The organism is Kitasatospora sp. NPDC051702, from assembly GCF_040681575.1.
Taxonomy (GTDB): Bacteria; Actinomycetota; Actinomycetes; order Streptomycetales; family Streptomycetaceae; genus Kitasatospora.
In genome coordinates this window covers 22,137-37,464 of record NZ_JBFAZB010000070.1, presented here as the reverse complement: position 1 = coordinate 37,464, position 15,328 = coordinate 22,137, and the positions used below count along the sequence as shown (strand labels likewise).

General features: G+C 74.0%; 14 protein-coding genes. 12 read left to right on the top strand and 2 right to left on the bottom strand.

Annotated features, from left to right (window positions below; genetic code table 11):
- Positions 1-155: 155 nt before the first annotated feature.
- Entirely contained in the window at positions 156-1,142 is a 987-nt protein-coding gene (gene galE, locus AB0N04_RS36265) for a UDP-glucose 4-epimerase GalE (RefSeq protein ID WP_360219715.1), read from the bottom strand.
- A gap of 234 nt (positions 1,143-1,376) precedes the next feature.
- On the opposite strand from galE, the gene AB0N04_RS36260 reads away from it, so the two are divergent.
- Positions 1,377-2,495 carry a trypsin-like peptidase domain-containing protein gene (locus tag AB0N04_RS36260; protein ID WP_360219797.1) on the top strand — a complete coding sequence of 373 codons (1,119 nt, stop codon included), beginning with the start codon at positions 1,377-1,379 and terminating at the stop codon, positions 2,493-2,495.
- A 178-nt stretch (positions 2,496-2,673) separates the two neighbouring features.
- On the opposite strand, the gene AB0N04_RS36255 is transcribed toward AB0N04_RS36260, so the two are convergent.
- Positions 2,674-3,843 (bottom strand): sensor domain-containing protein, encoded by a 1,170-nt coding sequence (locus tag AB0N04_RS36255; protein WP_360219800.1) that lies wholly within the window; start codon positions 3,841-3,843, stop codon positions 2,674-2,676.
- A gap of 353 nt (positions 3,844-4,196) precedes the next feature.
- Here AB0N04_RS36255 and AB0N04_RS36250 point away from each other — a divergent pair, with 353 nt between their 5' ends.
- The 11 genes from AB0N04_RS36250 (at position 4,197) to htpX (ending at position 15,322) form a co-directional block, all read left to right on the top strand.
- Positions 4,197-4,613, top strand: a complete 417-nt coding sequence (locus AB0N04_RS36250) for an NADH-quinone oxidoreductase subunit A (RefSeq protein WP_360219803.1) — start codon at positions 4,197-4,199, stop codon at positions 4,611-4,613.
- Positions 4,604-5,275, top strand: a complete 672-nt coding sequence (locus AB0N04_RS36245) for an NADH-quinone oxidoreductase subunit B family protein (RefSeq protein WP_360219718.1) — start codon at positions 4,604-4,606, stop codon at positions 5,273-5,275. The genes AB0N04_RS36250 and AB0N04_RS36245 overlap by 10 nt, the downstream gene beginning before the upstream one ends.
- On the top strand, positions 5,272-6,429 hold the full coding sequence (locus AB0N04_RS36240; protein ID WP_360219721.1) for an NADH-quinone oxidoreductase subunit C: 1,158 nt from the start codon (positions 5,272-5,274) through the stop codon (positions 6,427-6,429). Before AB0N04_RS36245 ends, AB0N04_RS36240 begins: the two co-directional genes overlap by 4 nt.
- Positions 6,430-6,431: 2 nt before the next feature.
- On the top strand, positions 6,432-7,385 hold the full coding sequence (nuoH, locus tag AB0N04_RS36235; protein WP_360219805.1) for an NADH-quinone oxidoreductase subunit NuoH: 954 nt from the start codon (positions 6,432-6,434) through the stop codon (positions 7,383-7,385).
- Positions 7,382-7,936 carry an NADH-quinone oxidoreductase subunit I gene (locus AB0N04_RS36230; protein ID WP_360219724.1) on the top strand — a complete coding sequence of 185 codons (555 nt, stop codon included), beginning with the start codon at positions 7,382-7,384 and terminating at the stop codon, positions 7,934-7,936. The genes nuoH and AB0N04_RS36230 overlap by 4 nt, the downstream gene beginning before the upstream one ends.
- Positions 7,933-8,628 carry an NADH-quinone oxidoreductase subunit J gene (locus AB0N04_RS36225; protein WP_360219727.1) on the top strand — a complete coding sequence of 232 codons (696 nt, stop codon included), beginning with the start codon at positions 7,933-7,935 and terminating at the stop codon, positions 8,626-8,628. Before AB0N04_RS36230 ends, AB0N04_RS36225 begins: the two co-directional genes overlap by 4 nt.
- A complete protein-coding gene (nuoK, locus tag AB0N04_RS36220; protein ID WP_360219730.1) occupies positions 8,628-8,999 on the top strand; it encodes an NADH-quinone oxidoreductase subunit NuoK in 372 nt (123 codons plus the stop codon). The genes AB0N04_RS36225 and nuoK overlap by 1 nt, the downstream gene beginning before the upstream one ends.
- Positions 8,996-11,038 carry an NADH-quinone oxidoreductase subunit L gene (locus AB0N04_RS36215; protein WP_360219733.1) on the top strand — a complete coding sequence of 681 codons (2,043 nt, stop codon included), beginning with the start codon at positions 8,996-8,998 and terminating at the stop codon, positions 11,036-11,038. Before nuoK ends, AB0N04_RS36215 begins: the two co-directional genes overlap by 4 nt.
- Before the next feature lie 54 nt (positions 11,039-11,092).
- The gene (locus AB0N04_RS36210; RefSeq protein WP_360219736.1) at positions 11,093-12,649 is read left to right on the top strand and encodes an NADH-quinone oxidoreductase subunit M; all 1,557 of its coding nucleotides are present in this window, start codon (positions 11,093-11,095) and stop codon (positions 12,647-12,649) included.
- Between the two features lie 56 nt (positions 12,650-12,705).
- On the top strand, positions 12,706-14,265 hold the full coding sequence (locus tag AB0N04_RS36205) for an NADH-quinone oxidoreductase subunit N (protein ID WP_363365652.1): 1,560 nt from the start codon (positions 12,706-12,708) through the stop codon (positions 14,263-14,265).
- A 196-nt stretch (positions 14,266-14,461) separates the two neighbouring features.
- A complete protein-coding gene (gene htpX / locus AB0N04_RS36200) occupies positions 14,462-15,322 on the top strand; it encodes a zinc metalloprotease HtpX (RefSeq protein WP_360219742.1) in 861 nt (286 codons plus the stop codon).
- The last annotated feature ends 6 nt before the right edge of the window (positions 15,323-15,328 follow it).

The following is a 15,328-nucleotide window of genomic DNA, read 5'->3' as shown; positions in this document are numbered from 1 at the left end:
CGGTTCTTCGTCTGCTCCCCGCCCGGGTGGTTGTAGGGGGTGGCCGCCTTCTCCGGCCCGGCCGCCCGGCCCGGGTGCGCGGGGGGGGGGGGGGGGGCCGGAGCCCCGCCGCCGCGGTGGAGGACGTCAGGCCGGGCCCGGCCCGGGGCCCTGCGTCAGGCCTTGCGGGCCTCGGGGTGGCGGCTGCACCAGCCCTCCCACGCGGAGGAGACCATCTCCGTCACGCCGTGGCGGGCGTTCCAGCCCAGCTCGCGCCGGATCAGGTCGGCGGAGGCCACCACCCGGGCCGGGTCGCCGGGGCGGCGCGGGGTCACCTCGGCGGTGGTGTCGTAGCCGGTGACCTCGCCGATCACCTCCAGCATCTCCTTGACGCTGACGCCCTCGCCGCGGCCGATGTTGAGCACCAGCGCGGTCTCGCCGGCAGGGTCGGCGGCCAGCCGCTTGGCGGCCGCGACGTGCGCCGAGGCGATGTCGGAGACGTGGATGAAGTCGCGGACGCAGGTGCCGTCCGGGGTGGGGTAGTCGCCGCCGAAGATCCGCGGCGCCTGACCGGCGGTGAGCCGCTCGAAGACCATCGGGATCAGGTTGAAGACCCCGGCGTCGGAGAGCTCGGGGGAGGCCGCGCCGGCCACGTTGAAGTAGCGCAGCGCCACGGTGGACATGCCGTACGCCTTCCCGGCGGCGGCGACCAGCCACTCGCCGGCGAGCTTGGTCTCGCCGTACGGGCTCATCGGCGCGCAGGGGGTGGACTCGGTGACCAGGTCGACGTCCGGCATGCCGTAGACGGCGGCGGACGAGGAGAACAGGAACCGCTTGACCCCGCCCTCGGCGGCGGCCTCCAGGACGGTCTGCAGGCCGATGACGTTCTCGCGGTAGTAGAAGAACGGCTGCTCGACCGACTCGCCGACCTGCTTCTTGGCGGCGAAGTGCAGGATGCCCTCGACCGCGTGCTCGCGGATGGCGGCGTCCAGGGCGGCCCGGTCCAGGGTGGAGCCCTTCACCAGGGCGACGCCCTCCGGGAGGCGGGAGGCGTCGCCGGTGCTGAGGTCGTCGAGGACCGCGACGCGCTCACCGGCGTCGAGCAGCTGGCGGACGACGTGCCCGCCGATGTATCCGGCACCGCCGGTGATCAACCAAGTCATGCCCAGAATCCTAGGGCGTTCGGATTCCTTCGAATGGCGGGCGCGTCGGGCCGTGGATTCGGACAAATCGGTGAAATGCTGACAAAGATTTCCGTGCTCTCAGCGCCGTGACGGATCGGAGGCAGCCAGGTGAGCCGAAAGAAGGAACACACCCGCCCGCTGCCGGCCGGACCGCGGCCGACCGGGCCCAAGGCCCGTCGCACCGCCGATCGCACCGCCGTCCGGGCGGCCGTCATCGGGGCCGCCCGCCGCCGCCGGGCGCTGGCGCCGGGTGCGGTGGCCGTGCTGACCGCCCTGGCGCTGGCCGCGTGCAGCAGCGGCTCCTCCTCGTCCTCGCCCTCCTCCGCGGCGGCCGGCTCGTCCTCCGGTCCGTCCCCGGCCGGGTCGGCCTCCGGGTCGCCCGGGCAGCTCCCCGGCGCCGGCGACCAGCTGCAGGACTCCTACCAGAAGGTGATCGCCGACGTGCTGCCCTCGGTGGTGCAGATCACCACCGGCGACAGCCTCGGCTCCGGGATCGTCTACGACACCGCCGGCGACATCGTCACCAACGCCCACGTGGTCGGCACCGCGACCACCTTCACCGTCACCCTCGCCAACAGCACCAAGTCGCTGGACGCCACCCTGGTCGGCAGCTACCCCGAGTCCGACCTCGCGGTGATCAAGCTGAACGGCTCGCCCGGCGGCCTCAAGCCGGCCGTCTTCGGCGACTCCCGCAAGGTGCAGCTCGGCCAGATCACCCTCGCCATGGGCAGCCCGCTCGGCCTCGCCAGCAGCGTCACCGAGGGCATCGTCTCGGCCACCGCGCGGACCGTCTCCGAGCCCCAGGGCTCGGGATCGCCCGGCGCCACCATCGGCAACATGGTGCAGACCTCGGCGGCCATCAACCCGGGCAACAGCGGCGGCGCGCTGGTCAACCTGGCCAGCCAGGTGATCGGCATCAACACCCTCGCGGCCACCGAGCCCGAGGCCAGCGGCGCGGCCGCGCCCGGCATCGGCTTCGCCATCCCGGCCTCGACCGTCACCAGCATCGCCGACCAGCTCATCAAGCAGGGCAAGGTCACCAACTCCGGCCGGGCCGCGCTCGGCATCACCGCCCGGACCAGCTTCGACCAGCAGTTCCAGCCGGCCGGCGCGGTCATCGTGGCGGTCACCCCGGGTGGCCCGGCCGCCGCGGCGGGGCTGCAGCCCGGTGACGTCATCACCAGGATCGGGGACACCCCGATCGACTCGCTGAACGCGCTCACCACCGCGCTCGCCTCGCTCACCCCCGGCAGCAAGGTCACCGTCACCTACACCCGGGACGGCAAGAGCCAGACGGCCGACGTCACCCTCGGCACGCTGCAGACCCCCTAGACCCGGGACGGCCCGGCCGGGCCGCACGCCGCGCAAGGGTTCCGCGGACCGGCCGCCGCACCGGACGGCGCCGGGACCCCGTCACTGCCTCGACGGGGTCCCGGCGCCCGGCCGTGTCCGGAGGCTCCGGGCGGGGCTCCGGGCGTGCGGGGGAGCTCCGGGCAGGCGGCGGCGGTGCTCAGTGGCGGCCCGTGCGGGTGCGCCAGGGCAGCTCCACGGTCACGCTGGTCGGGCCGCCCTCGGGGCTCTCCACCAGGAAGACCCCGTCCACCGCGCGGACCCGCTCGGCCAGCCCCGCCAGGCCGCTGCCCGGGTACGGGGCCGCGCCGCCCCTGCCGTCGTCCTGGACCAGCACCATCAGCTGGTCGTCCGAGCGCCAGACGTCGACCGACGCGGTCGTGGCGCCGGCGTGCTTGGAGACGTTGGTGAGCAGCTCGCTCACGGTGAAGTAGGCGATGCCCTCGACCGCCGAGTCCGGGCGCCCGGCCGGGCCGTCCGCCTCCCCCAGGTCGACGTTCACCTTCACCCCGCCCGGCACCGTGCAGCGGGCGGCGACCGCGGACAACGCGGCGTCCAGGCCGCGGTCGGTGAGCACCGCCGGGTGGATGCCCCGGGCCAGGTCGCGCAGCTCCTGCAGGGCCAGCTTCACCTCGCCGTGCGCGTTGTCGACCATCCTGGTGGCCGCGCGCACGTCGTCCTCGCTCTCGACCTCGCGCAGCCGCTCCTTGGCCATGCCGAGGTCCACGGCCAGCGCGACCAGCCGGGCCTGGGCGCCGTCGTGCAGGTCGCGCTCGATCCGGCGCAGGTCGGCGGCGGCGGTGTCGACCACCGTGCCGCGGTCGTCCTCCAGCTCGCGCACCCGCTCGGCCAGCGCGCCCGGGAAGAGCAGCGCCTCGACCAGGATCCGGTCCGTCGCGGCCAGCATCCGGACCACCCAGGGCAGCACCGGGAAAAGTGCGATGATCGAGACCAGGGTCAGCGTGAAGCTCAGGATGCCCCAGGGCAGCATCAGCATGTTGTAGAGGGTGGAGCGCCAGCTCAGCAGGTCGGTCAGGTGGGCGGTGGTGAAGCCGACCATCCCCGGCCGGCGCCGCCGCACCGGCTCCGGCTCGTGGATGTCGGAGCCGTACGCGGACCGGGCCCGGCGGCGGGCCGGCCCGCCGAGGGCGCGGCAGCCGGCCAGCCCGGCGGCCAGCAGCGGCAGGCCGATCACGGTGACCGCCAACCCCAGGCCGGTCGAGACCATGACGACGGCGAACGTGAAGCCGGCGATGCCGAGCGGCAGGTTGAGCATCAGGTGCCCGGCCTGCCGCCACATCCGTGCGCCGTACAGCGGCGGGCGCTCCATGCGCGCGTCCTGCTCCCTGATGGCGTCGACGGCGCGTCGGTGCGGAGGCTTCATCTGGATCTACCGTCCCTCTCGGTCGAGCTGGTGGACCAAGCTTCCCGAACCGGGGGCGGTGGGGGCCATGGGGGTGATACATCTTCCGGGACGGGGGTTATCCCTACCCCTCCCCTGGTCGTCGGGCCACTCCCTGGTGTTCACCGGGGTGTCCACCGGACGTCTTGCGGAGCGGGCAGGGTTCGGGCGGAGCGGAGCCGTCCCCTTAGACTCACGCATTGGCCATGGTTATGACCGTGCGAGGAAACGTCGGAGAACTGCCGCGAGGGCTGTTCACGGCCGAGGTGGAGGGCGAAGGCATGGAGGGGCGGCACACGGCTGCCGTCGCGGCCGACCCGGCGGTCGGCGGCGGCTACTTCGACGCGTACGCCGCGATGGGTCTGCTGGCCGTCATCGGGGTGCTCTTCGTCATCGTGGCGTTCACCGCCAACCGTCTGCTGCGGCCGGTGGTGTACTCGCCCGAGAAGCTCCTCGCCTACGAGTGCGGCGTGGACCCGGTGGGCGAGGACTGGGCGCACACCCAGATCCGCTACTACGTGTACGCCTTCCTCTACGTGATCTTCGCGGTGGACGCGATCTACCTGTTCCCGTGGGCGACGGTCTTCGCCTCCGCCGGGTACGGCGCCGGAACGCTGGTCGAGATGTTCCTCTTCATCGGCTTCCTCGCGGTCGGCCTGCTCTACGCCTGGAAGAAGGGCGTTCTGGAATGGACGTGACGCACAACCACTCGCACGGCGCCCAGGGCGGGCCCGTCCCGCTCGGCCTGCCGGACCCGTCGCGCCCCGGCGCCGTCGAGCGCCGCGCCATCGGCCCGCTGGCCCGGCTCGCGCCGGACCCGGTCAAGGTGGTGCTCAACTGGGGGCGCCGCTACAGCCTGTGGTGCTTCAACTTCGGCCTGGCCTGCTGCGCGATCGAGTTCATCGCCGCGTCCATGGCCAAGCACGACTTCATCCGGATGGGAGTCATCCCGTTCGCGCCCGGCCCCCGACAGGCCGATCTGATGATCGTCTCGGGGACGGTGACCGACAAGATGGCCCCCGCCGTCAAGCGCCTCTACGAGCAGATGCCCGAGCCGAAGTACGTCATCTCCTTCGGCGCCTGCTCCAACTCCGGCGGCCCCTACTGGGACTCCTACTCGGTGACCAAGGGCGTCGACCAGATCATCCCGGTCGACGTCTACGTGCCCGGCTGCCCGCCGCGGCCCGAGGCGCTGCTGCAGGGCATCCTCAAGCTGCAGGAGAAGATCGCGGCCGAGTCGCTGCCCGGCCGCTACACCGCGCCCGCCGCCGCGCTGCGCCGCCCGCTCGTCGCGGGGCCCGGCGCGCCGCAGGACCGGCCGGTCCCGACGGAGACCTCGCCCGAAGGGGGAGCCTCGTGAATCCCGCCGAGCAGTACGCGGCGTCGGTCGGGGAGTGGGCGACCGGCGCCGAGGCTTACGGGCTGATCACCGTCGACGTGCCGGCCGAGCACTGGACCGAGGCGCTCACCAGCGTCCGCGACGTGCTGGGCCTGCGCTACTTCGACTGGCTGAGCGCCGTCGACGAGCTCGCCGACGGCTTCTCCGTCGTCGCGCACCTCGCCTCCGCCGACACCGCGGGCGCCGTCCGCCACCTGGCGCTGCGCACCAGGGTGCCGCGGGACGCGGCCTCGCTGCCGACGGCCGTCCCGGTCTACGCGGGCGCCGCCTGGCACGAGCGCGAGACCCACGAGATGTTCGGCATCGACTTCCCCGGGCACCCCTACCTGGCCACCCTGCTGCTGCCGGACGGCTTCGAGGGGTACCCGCTGCGCAAGGAGTTCGTGCTCGCGGCCCGGGTCGCCAAGGCCTGGCCGGGCGCCAAGGAGCCGGGCGAGTCGGACCACGGCGACGGGCCGGTCCGGCGCAAGATGCAGCCGCCCGGTGTGCCGGACCCGAACGAGTGGGGGCCGCTCAAGGGCACCCTGCCGCCGGTCGCCGAGCGGCCCGCGCGCGGTGCGCGGGCGGCGGGCGCGGCGGCGCGGACGCCCCGGGCGGCCGCTGCCGGTGGCGCCGGCGCCGAGGGCGCGCCCGTGCGGGCGGACCGGCCGCGGCGGACCAGGTCGGTGGCCGAGGGATCGGCGAGCCAGGCCGGGGAGCCGACCGCCGGTGCCGAGGGCGCGGCCGCCGGCGCCGAGGGTGCGCCGCTGCGGGCCGATCGGCCGCGGCGGACCAGGTCGGTCTCGGCCGGGTCGGTCAGCCAGGCCGCGGAGCCCACGGCGGCGGAGCCGACCGCGGCACCGGCCGCCGGTGCCCCTGCCGAGGCCGCTGCGCCCGCCGGGCCGGCTGTGCCCGCTGAGGCCGTCGAGGCCGCCGAGGCCGCCGAGCCCAAGGCCGGACGGCCGGCGCCCGCGCGGACCCAGTCCTCCGACGCGCCCTGGCACAACCCGGTGCCCGCCCACGCCGAGCCTTCCGGGCCCGCGGCGCCGGCGGAGCCCGCGGGCGAGCAGGCCGAGCGGGACGAGCAGGACGAGACCCCGGCCCGACCGGCCGACCAGGACGGAGACGGCGCGTGAACCTGCTCGACACGGTGCTGCGCTGCGTCGCCACCCTGGTCGTCTTCCTGGTCTTCCCGCTGGTCATCGGCCAGACCGAGCACAAGGTCATGGCGCACATGCAGGGCCGGCTCGGCCCGATGTACGCGGGCGGCTTCCACGGCTGGGCGCAGCTCGTCGCCGACGGCGTGAAGTTCGCGCAGAAGGAGGACATCGTCCCGGCCGGGGCGGACCGCCGGATCTTCCAGCTGGCGCCCGCCGTCTCGCTGCTGCCGTACCTGTTCGTGCTGCTGGCGATCCCGGTCGGCCCGGACGGCTTCGTCGGCCAGGCGATCGACGCCGGCCTGTTCTTCGTGCTGGCCGTGATGGGCGTCGGCGTGATCGGCAAGCTGATGGCCGGCTGGGCCTCGGCCAACAAGTTCTCGCTGCTCGGCGGTCTGCGCACGGCCGCGCAGCTGATGTCCTACGAGCTGCCGATGGTGCTGGCGGCGGCCTCGGTGGCGATGGCCGCCGGCACCCTCTCGCTGCCCGGGATCCTCGACACCTGGCAGTGGTACTGGCTGCCCTGGCAGCTCATCGGCGCGTTCGTGTTCTTCACGGCCGGCCTGGCCGAGCTGCAGCGCCCGCCGTTCGACATGCCGGTGGCCGACTCCGAGATCATCTTCGGCGCGTACACCGAGTACACCGGCCTGCGCTTCGCGCTCTTCCTGCTGTCCGAGTACGTGGGCATCCTCGTGGTGTCCGCGCTGACCGCGGTGCTGTTCCTGGGCGGCTGGCACGGCCCGATGTCCGACCAGCTCGGCTGGCTCTGGATGGTCCTGAAGACCTTCGCGCTGGCCTTCGTGGTCATCTGGCTGCGGGTCACCTACCCGCGTCTGCGCGAGGACCAGCTGATGCGCTTCGCGTGGACCGTGCTGATCCCGCTCGCCCTCGTCCAGCTCGCCCTCACCGGCGTCATCAAGGTGGCGATCTCATGAGTTTCCCCGGTGCCGGCCTCGCCAAGGGCCTGGCCGTGACGCTGCGGACGATGACGAAGAAGAGCGTCACCGCGCAGTACCCCGACGTGCAGCCGGTGCTGCCGCCGCGTTCGCGCGGCGTCATCGCGCTGCTGGAGGAGAACTGCACCGTCTGCATGCTCTGCGCGCGCGAGTGCCCGGACTGGTGCATCTACATCGACTCCCACAAGGAGACGCTGCCCGCCGCCGACCCGAACGCCCGGGCCCGCACCCGCAACGTGCTCGACCGCTTCGCCATCGACTTCTCGCTCTGCATGTACTGCGGGATCTGCATCGAGGTGTGCCCCTTCGACGCGCTGTTCTGGTCGCCCGAGTTCGAGTACGCCGAGACCGACATCCTGGAGCTGACCCACGAACGGGACCGGCTGCGCGAGTGGATGTGGACCGTCCCGGCGCCGCCGGCGCTGGACCCGGCGGCCGAGGAGCCCAAGGAGATCGCCGCCGCGCGCAAGGCGGCGGACAAGCTCGCGGCCGCAGCCGCCGCGGCCGAGGAGAAGGGTGAGGGAGCATGAGCGCCGCCACCCTGCTCGCGGCGACCGGTCCACTGGAGCCGGCCGCCCGTTCGTTCCTGTCCCCGACCGGGGTCGAGGTCGTCTTCCTGCTGGTCGGCGTCGTCGTGCTCGGCTCCGCCGTGGTCGCCGTCACCACCAAGCAGCTGGTCCACGCCGCGCTCTGGCTGGTCGTCGCGCTCGGCGGGCTGGCGGTGGAGTTCCTGCTGCTCACCGCCGAGTTCATCGCCTGGGTGCAGGTGCTGATCTACCTCGGCTCGGTGGTCGTCCTGGTGCTGTTCGGGCTGATGCTCACCAAGGCGCCGATCGGACGCTCACCGGACGCCGACTCCAAGAACCGCTGGGTGGCCCTGGTCGTGGCGCTGGCCACGGCGGGGACGCTGGTGACGCTGGTCGTCGACGCCTTCCGGACCTCCTGGATCGACCTCGGCGCGGGCGGCGGCTCGGCCGCCGTCACCGGGGAGAGCCTGTTCCGCCACTGGGTGCTGCCCTTCGAGGCGCTGTCCGTGCTGCTGCTCGCGGCGCTGGTCGGCGCGATCGTGCTGTCGCGCGGCTCCGGGCGCCGGGTGCCGGCGCCGCGGGCGGGCCGGCTGCGCGCCGGGCGGCCCGTCGGGTCGAACGGGACCGTCGCCGCGACGGTGCCCCGGCCGGCCCCGGAGGCCCCCGCCGCGACCACCTCTGAGCAGGAGGGCTGATGCACCTCGCCTACCCCGTCGTCCTCGCCGCGCTGCTGTTCGGCGTCGGCGTGTACGGCGTGCTCGCCCGGCGCAACGCCGTCCTGGTGCTGATGTCCGTCGAGCTGATGCTCAACGCCGTCAACCTCGACCTGGTCGCCTTCGACACCTGGCTGCACGACTCGCTGCACGCCGGTCAGGCGCTCACCCTGTTCACCATCACCCTCGCCGCCGCCGAGATCGGCCTGGGGCTCGCCATCGTCCTGCTGCTCTTCCGGGCCCGGGGCACCGCCGACATCGACCGGGCCACCGCGCTCGGCGACCCGGCCGAGCCGCTCGCCGAGGAGGCGCCGGCCGGAGCCGAGGCGCTGAAGGGCCAGGCCGCCGCATGAACCTCGCCCTGCCCGTCCTCGTTCCCGTGCTGCCCGCGCTCGGTGCCGCCGCGACGCTGAGCGTCGGCCGCAAGGCCCCCGGGCTGGCCCGTCCGCTGGCGATCGTGCCGGTCGCCGTCTCGGGCGTGCTCGCCCTGGTGGTCGCGCTCCAGCTCGGCACCGGTCAGTCCCTCGACGCGGCCACGCGGCTCACCCCGACCGGTGGCCCGGACATCGGGCTCGCCCTCCACCTGGACGGCTACAGCTCGCTGATCTCCGTGCTGGTCGGCCTCGTCGCCACCTGCGTGCAGGTCTACTCGACGGCGTACCTGAAGAAGGACCCGCGCTACCCGTCCTACGCGGCGCTGGTCTCGCTGTTCACCGCGGCGATGTTCCTGGTCGTCTACTCCGGCGACCTGATCGTGCTGCTGGTCGGCTGGGAGGTCATGGGCATCTGCTCGTACTTCCTGATCGGCCACCACTGGGAGACCGAGGACGCCCGCTCGGCCTCGCTGAAGGCCTTCCTGGTCACCAAGCTCGGCGACGTGCCGTTCCTGTTCGGGATCTTCCTGCTCGGCGCGGACGCCGGCAGCTTCCGGATCACCGACGTGCTGGCCGCCGCCACCGACGGGCGGCTCGGCCACCCGACGCTGATCGCGCTGCTGCTGCTCGCCGGCGTGGCCGGCAAGAGCGCGCAGTTCCCGCTGCACACCTGGCTCCCGGACGCGATGGCCGGCCCGACGCCGGTCTCCGCGCTGATCCACGCCGCCACCATGGTCGCGGCCGGCATCTACCTGGTCGCCCGGCTGCTGCCGGTGTTCCTGCTCTCGGGCGCGGCGCTGGTCGTGCTCGCGGTGATGGCCGCCGTGACGATGATCGGGTCGGCTGTCTGCGCGCTCGCCCAGGACGACCTCAAGCGGGTGCTCGCCTACTCCACCGTCGGCCAGCTCGGCTACATGGCCGGGGCGCTGGCCAGCGGCGACCGCGAGGCCGCCGTCTTCCACCTGGTCAGCCACGGCGCGTTCAAGGCGCTGCTGTTCCTGGCCGCCGGTGTGGTGATCCACGCCGCGCACACCAACTCGATCTCCGCGATGTCCCGGATCCCGGGGCTGCGCAAGCGCGTCCCGGACGCCTACTGGACGATGGGCATCGGGCTCGTCGCCCTGGTGGGGCTGCCGCCGTTCTCCGGCTTCTTCAGCAAGGAGGCGGTGCTGACCGCCGCCGAGCACGCCGCCGACGGCGAGGCGCTCACCAACGGGCTCGGCCCGTCCTCGGCCGTCCCGGAGGCGGCCGGCTGGATCGTGCTGGTCTCGGCCGCGCTCACCGCGCTGCTCACCGCCGCGTACGCGGCACGGCTGTTCCTGGTCGCGTTCCACAGCCCGACCGGTGCCGCCGCGAAGGCACCGGAGGTCGTGCCCGCCCCGGACGCCGCCTCGGTGGTGGCCGACCACGAGGCCGGCGCCCCGTACTCGCCCGAGCTCGACGAGGCCGACCCGGCCAGCCCCGAACCGCCCGCGATGCGCTGGCCGCTCTGGGTGCTGGCGGTGCCGACCATGGGCTTCGGCATCGCCGGGGTCCGCTCGGACTGGCTGCCCGCGCTGCTGGACGGCGGCTCGCTGCGGCCCTCCGCGGTCACCGCGGTGATCGGCACCGGGCTCGCCGTGATCGGTCTGCTCGCGGCGTACGGCGCCTGGCGCTCGGCGACCTCCCGGCAGAGCACCGGCCGGGCGACGGTGCCCGGGCAGGCGGGAGCCCCGGTCGCCGACGTGGTCGTCGCCGACCCCGGGCGCACCCTGCTCGGTCCGCTGTTCGGCCCGGCCCGGCGCGGCTTCGGCGTCGACCGGCTGTACCACGTGCTGTTCGTCCGACCGGTGACCGCCGCCGCCGGACTGGTCCGCTTCCTCGACCGCGAGGTCGTCGAGACCTACGTGCGCGGCACCGGGGTCGGTGCCAACCTGCTCGGCCGGGCCGTCCGGCTCGCGCAGACCGGCAACGCGCAGACCTACCTCAGCGCCCTGCTCGCCGGCGTCGTCCTGCTGGCCGTCCTGGTGGCGGTGTAGCCGGATGCCCCACCACCTCCCCCCGATGCCGACCGCCGCCCGTAGGAGCCCCCGATGAACGCAGTCCTCATCGCCCTCCTGGTGCTGCCGCTGCTCGGCGCCGCGCTCACCCTGGCGCCGGTGTTCGGCCCGGAGCCGGCCGCCGCCGACCGGCGGGCGCTGCGGTTGAACAGCGTCCTCACCGGCGCGGTGCTGCTGCTCGCCGTCGCCCTGGCGGCGGGCTTCGACCAGGACGAGCCCGCCCGGATGCAGGCCACCACCGACGTGGCCTGGATCCCGGCCCTGGACGTGCGCCTGCACCTCGGCGTGGACGGCGTCTCGCTGCCGCTGATCGTGCTGACCGCGCTGCTCACCTTCCTCTGCGCGCTGTACTCGGAGAAGCGCCTGCCCTCGGGGGAGGGCGTCCCCTCGGCGCGCTCCTTCGTCGGCCTGTTCCTGCTGCTCGAGGTCGGCATGCTCGCGACCTTCGCCGTGCTGGACCTCCTGCTCTTCTTCCTGGCCTTCGAGATCGTGCTGATCCCGATGTACTTCCTGATCGCCCGCTGGGGGAGCGGTGCGAAGGCCCCGGCCGCCAACCGGTTCATCCTGTACACGCTGCTCGGCTCGGCCGTGATGCTGCTCGGCTTCCTGCTGGTCGGCAGCAAGGCCGGAACCTTCGACATGCAGGCCCTGGCCGCCGCGCACGGCGCAGGCCTGAGCCACACCACCCAGGTCGTCGCCGCGCTGGCGATCATGGTCGGGCTCGCGGTCAAGGCCCCCGCCTGGCCGCTGCACAGCTGGCTCCCGGACGCGCACACCGCCGCCCCGACCGTCGGCTCGGTGCTGCTGGCCGGCGTGCTGCTGAAGATGGGCACCTACGGCCTGGTCCGCGTCCTCCTCCCGGTCGTCCCGGACGGCACCGCCACGCTCGCCCCCTACCTGGGCGCGTTCGCCGCCGTCGGCATCGTCTACGGCTCGCTGGCCTGCCTGGCACTCGCCCGCCCCGGCGCCAAGGGCGACCTCAAGCGCCTGATCGCGTACTCCTCCGTCGGCCACATGGGCTTCGTCCTGCTGGGCATCGCCTCCCTCACCCCGGCGGGCGTCAACGGCGCGCTGTTCGCCAACATCGCGCACGGGCTGATCACCGGCCTGCTGTTCTTCGTGGTCGGCGCGGTCAAGGACCGCTACGGCACGGCGGACCTGGACACCCTCTCGGGAGCCACCGGCGCCGCCCTGTACGGGCGGGCGCCGCGGATCGGCGCACTGCTCGCCTTCGCCGCCGTCGCCAGCCTGGGCCTGCCCGGTCTGGCCGGGTTCTGGGGCGAGCTGCTCGCCATGTTCGGCGCGTTCGACCCGGCCGAGGGCCTGTCGAGGCCCGCGTTCGTCACCTACATGGTCCTGGCCGGCCTCGGCACCCTCCTCACCGCCGCCTACCTGCTGATCGTGGTCAGGCGCGTCTGCATGGGCGACCCCGAGCAGCCCGCGCCGGTGGCGCAGGTCGCCGACCTGCGCCCGTACGAGGCCGTCAGCTGGACGCCGCTGGCCGCCCTCACCCTGCTCGCCGGCCTCTGGCCCGCGCTCCTGCTCGGCCTCTCCGACCCCGCCGTCAAGCACCTCCTCGGAGGTGGCTGACCGTGCTCGGAGCCCAGACCGCCGCACTCGGACCTCACTCCACGGGGCAGCACACTGTGACCTCCCTCGCCGTAGCCAACCCGGGCAGCCTGATCCAGTCCGTGGACTGGGTGGCGATCGCGCCCCCGCTGATCGCCGCCGTGGCGGCCGTCGCCGTCCTGGTCACCGACCTGTTCCTGCCCGAGCGGCACAGGAAGTGGCTCGGCCGCCTCACCGCCGCCGGACTCGCCCTCGCCCCCATCGCGCTCCTCCCCCTGACCGGGGGATCACCCCGGGCGACCTTCTGTGTGCAGAACGTAGCAGGCGCCACTGACAGCGCCGGCTGTTCGTACGTCGCCGACCACTTCGCCCTGGTGTTCCAGCTGCTCGCGCTCGGCGGCGCCCTGATCGCCGCCCTGCTCTCGGCGCACACCGTCGAGGAGGAGCGGCTGCCCGGCGGCGAGTACTGGTTCCTGCTGCTCTCCAGCGCCACCGGCGCCGCGCTGCTGCCGGCCTCCCGGGACCTCGCCACCATGGTGATCGCGCTGGAGGTCGCCTCGCTGCCGGCCTTCGCCCTGGTCGCGCTGCGCCGGGACGGCCGGGGGGCCGAGGCCGCGCTCAAGTTCTTCGTCTCCTCCGTCACCGCGACCGCCGTGATGCTGCTCGGCATCGGGTTCGTCTACGCGGCCGGCGGCAGCCTCCACCTGGCCGCCGTCGCGCAGGGCCTGGAGCACGCCCCCGCCCAGCTCAGGCCGCTCGCCGAGGCGGGCGCCGTGCTGACCCTGGTCGGCTTCGCCTTCAAGGTCGCCGCCGTGCCGTTCCACTTCTGGGTGCCGGACACCTACACCGGCGCCCCGCTGCCGGTGGCCGGCTACCTCTCGGTGGTCGGCAAGGCGGCCGGCCTCTCCGGCCTCGCGCTCGCCACCACCATCGCCTTCCGCCCGTACGCGCACACCTGGGGCCTGGTGCTCGCGGTGCTCGCCGCCGTCACCATGACGGTGGGCAACGTCGGCGCGCTGCGCCAGCGCTTCGACACCCGCTACAGCGCGGTGCGGCTGCTGGCCTGGTCCTCCGTCGGCCAGGCCGGGTACCTGCTGGTGCCGCTGGCCGCCGCGGGCTACGCGCCCACCGGCGCCGACCCGCTCGGCGCCACCGCCGCGTACGCGCTGATCTACGGCGTGGTCAACCTCGGTGCGTTCGGCGTGGTGGCGGCGGTCGGCCGCCGGGCCGGGACCAGCGTGGACGACTTCCGCGGCCTGTTCGCCCGCCGCCGCTGGACGGCCCTGGCGCTCGCCTTCTTCCTGCTCTGCCTGGCAGGGCTGCCGCCCGGCGTGATCGGCCTGTTCGGCAAGGTCGTGGTGTTCCGCGCGGCCGTCGACGCCGGGCTCGGCTGGCTGGCCGTCGTGATGGCCGCCAACGTGGTCGTCGCCCTGTACTACTACCTGCTCTGGACCGCCCGGATCTTCGCCCCGGCGACGGCGGACGAGGCGGCGGGCGGGGCGGCGGGCGGGGCCGGCGACGAGCGGCGCCTGCCGGTCGGCCTGACCGCGACGCTGGGCCTGACCGCCTCGGTGGCCGTGGTCCTCTCGCTCGCCCCCCAGCTCGTCCTCCAGGTCGCGGGCGGCTCCCTCTTCTAGCCGACCTCGGTCGGTCCCGCCCCGCCCGCACCGGTGCTCCGGCGCGGGCGGGGCCGGGCGGCCCTCGTCACGGGGTGCCGGCGCCGCGGCGGTGCGACGCCGGTCAGGGGGAACAAGGCCCTGGTCCCCGCCCGTTGACCGGGCAAGAGGGACGAGGCAGAAAGGGCTTCCCCACCGCACCACTGGAGGGCCTGACGTGCACCGCCGGCACAACGGACTGAGGACCGCCGTCCTGCTCGGCGGCCTCTCGGCGCTGATCCTGGTGATCGGCAGCTTCTTCGGCCGAACCGGCTTCGTGATCGCCCTGGTGGTCGCCCTCGGCACCAACGCGTACGCCTACTGGAACAGCGACAAGCTGGCGCTGCGGGCCATGCGGGCCCGCCCGGTCAGCGAGATCGAGGCGCCCCGGCTGTACCGGATCGTCCGCGAGCTCTCCACCTCGGCCCGCCAGCCGATGCCCCGCCTCTACCTGTCGCCGACGCCCGCCCCGAACGCCTTCGCCACCGGCCGCAACCCGCGCAACGCCGCGGTCTGCTGCACCGACGGCATCCTGCAGCTGCTGGACGAGCGGGAGCTGCGGGGCGTGCTCGGGCACGAGCTGAGCCACGTCTACAACCGGGACATCCTGATCTCCTCGGTCGCGGGGGCGCTCGCCTCGGTGGTGATGTTCCTGGTGAACTTCGCCTGGCTGATCCCGTTCGGCCGCAGCGACGACGACGACGGGCCGGGCCTGTTCGGCCTGCTCGCCATCATGATCCTCGGCCCGCTCGCCGCCGGGCTCATCCAGCTGGCGGTCAGCCGCTCCCGCGAGTACCAGGCCGACGCCGACGGCGCCCGGATCACCGGGGACCCGATCGCCCTGGCCAGCGCCCTGCGCAAGCTGGACGCCGGCACCCGCCGGCTGCCGCTGCCGCCCGAGCCGCAGCTCCAGACGGCCAGCCACATGATGATCGCCAGCCCGTTCCGCCCCGGCGAGGCGGGTGCCCGGCTCTTCTCGACCCACCCGCCGATGGCCGAGCGCATCGCCCGGCTGGAGCGGATGGCGGGCCACCGGTAGCGGGCC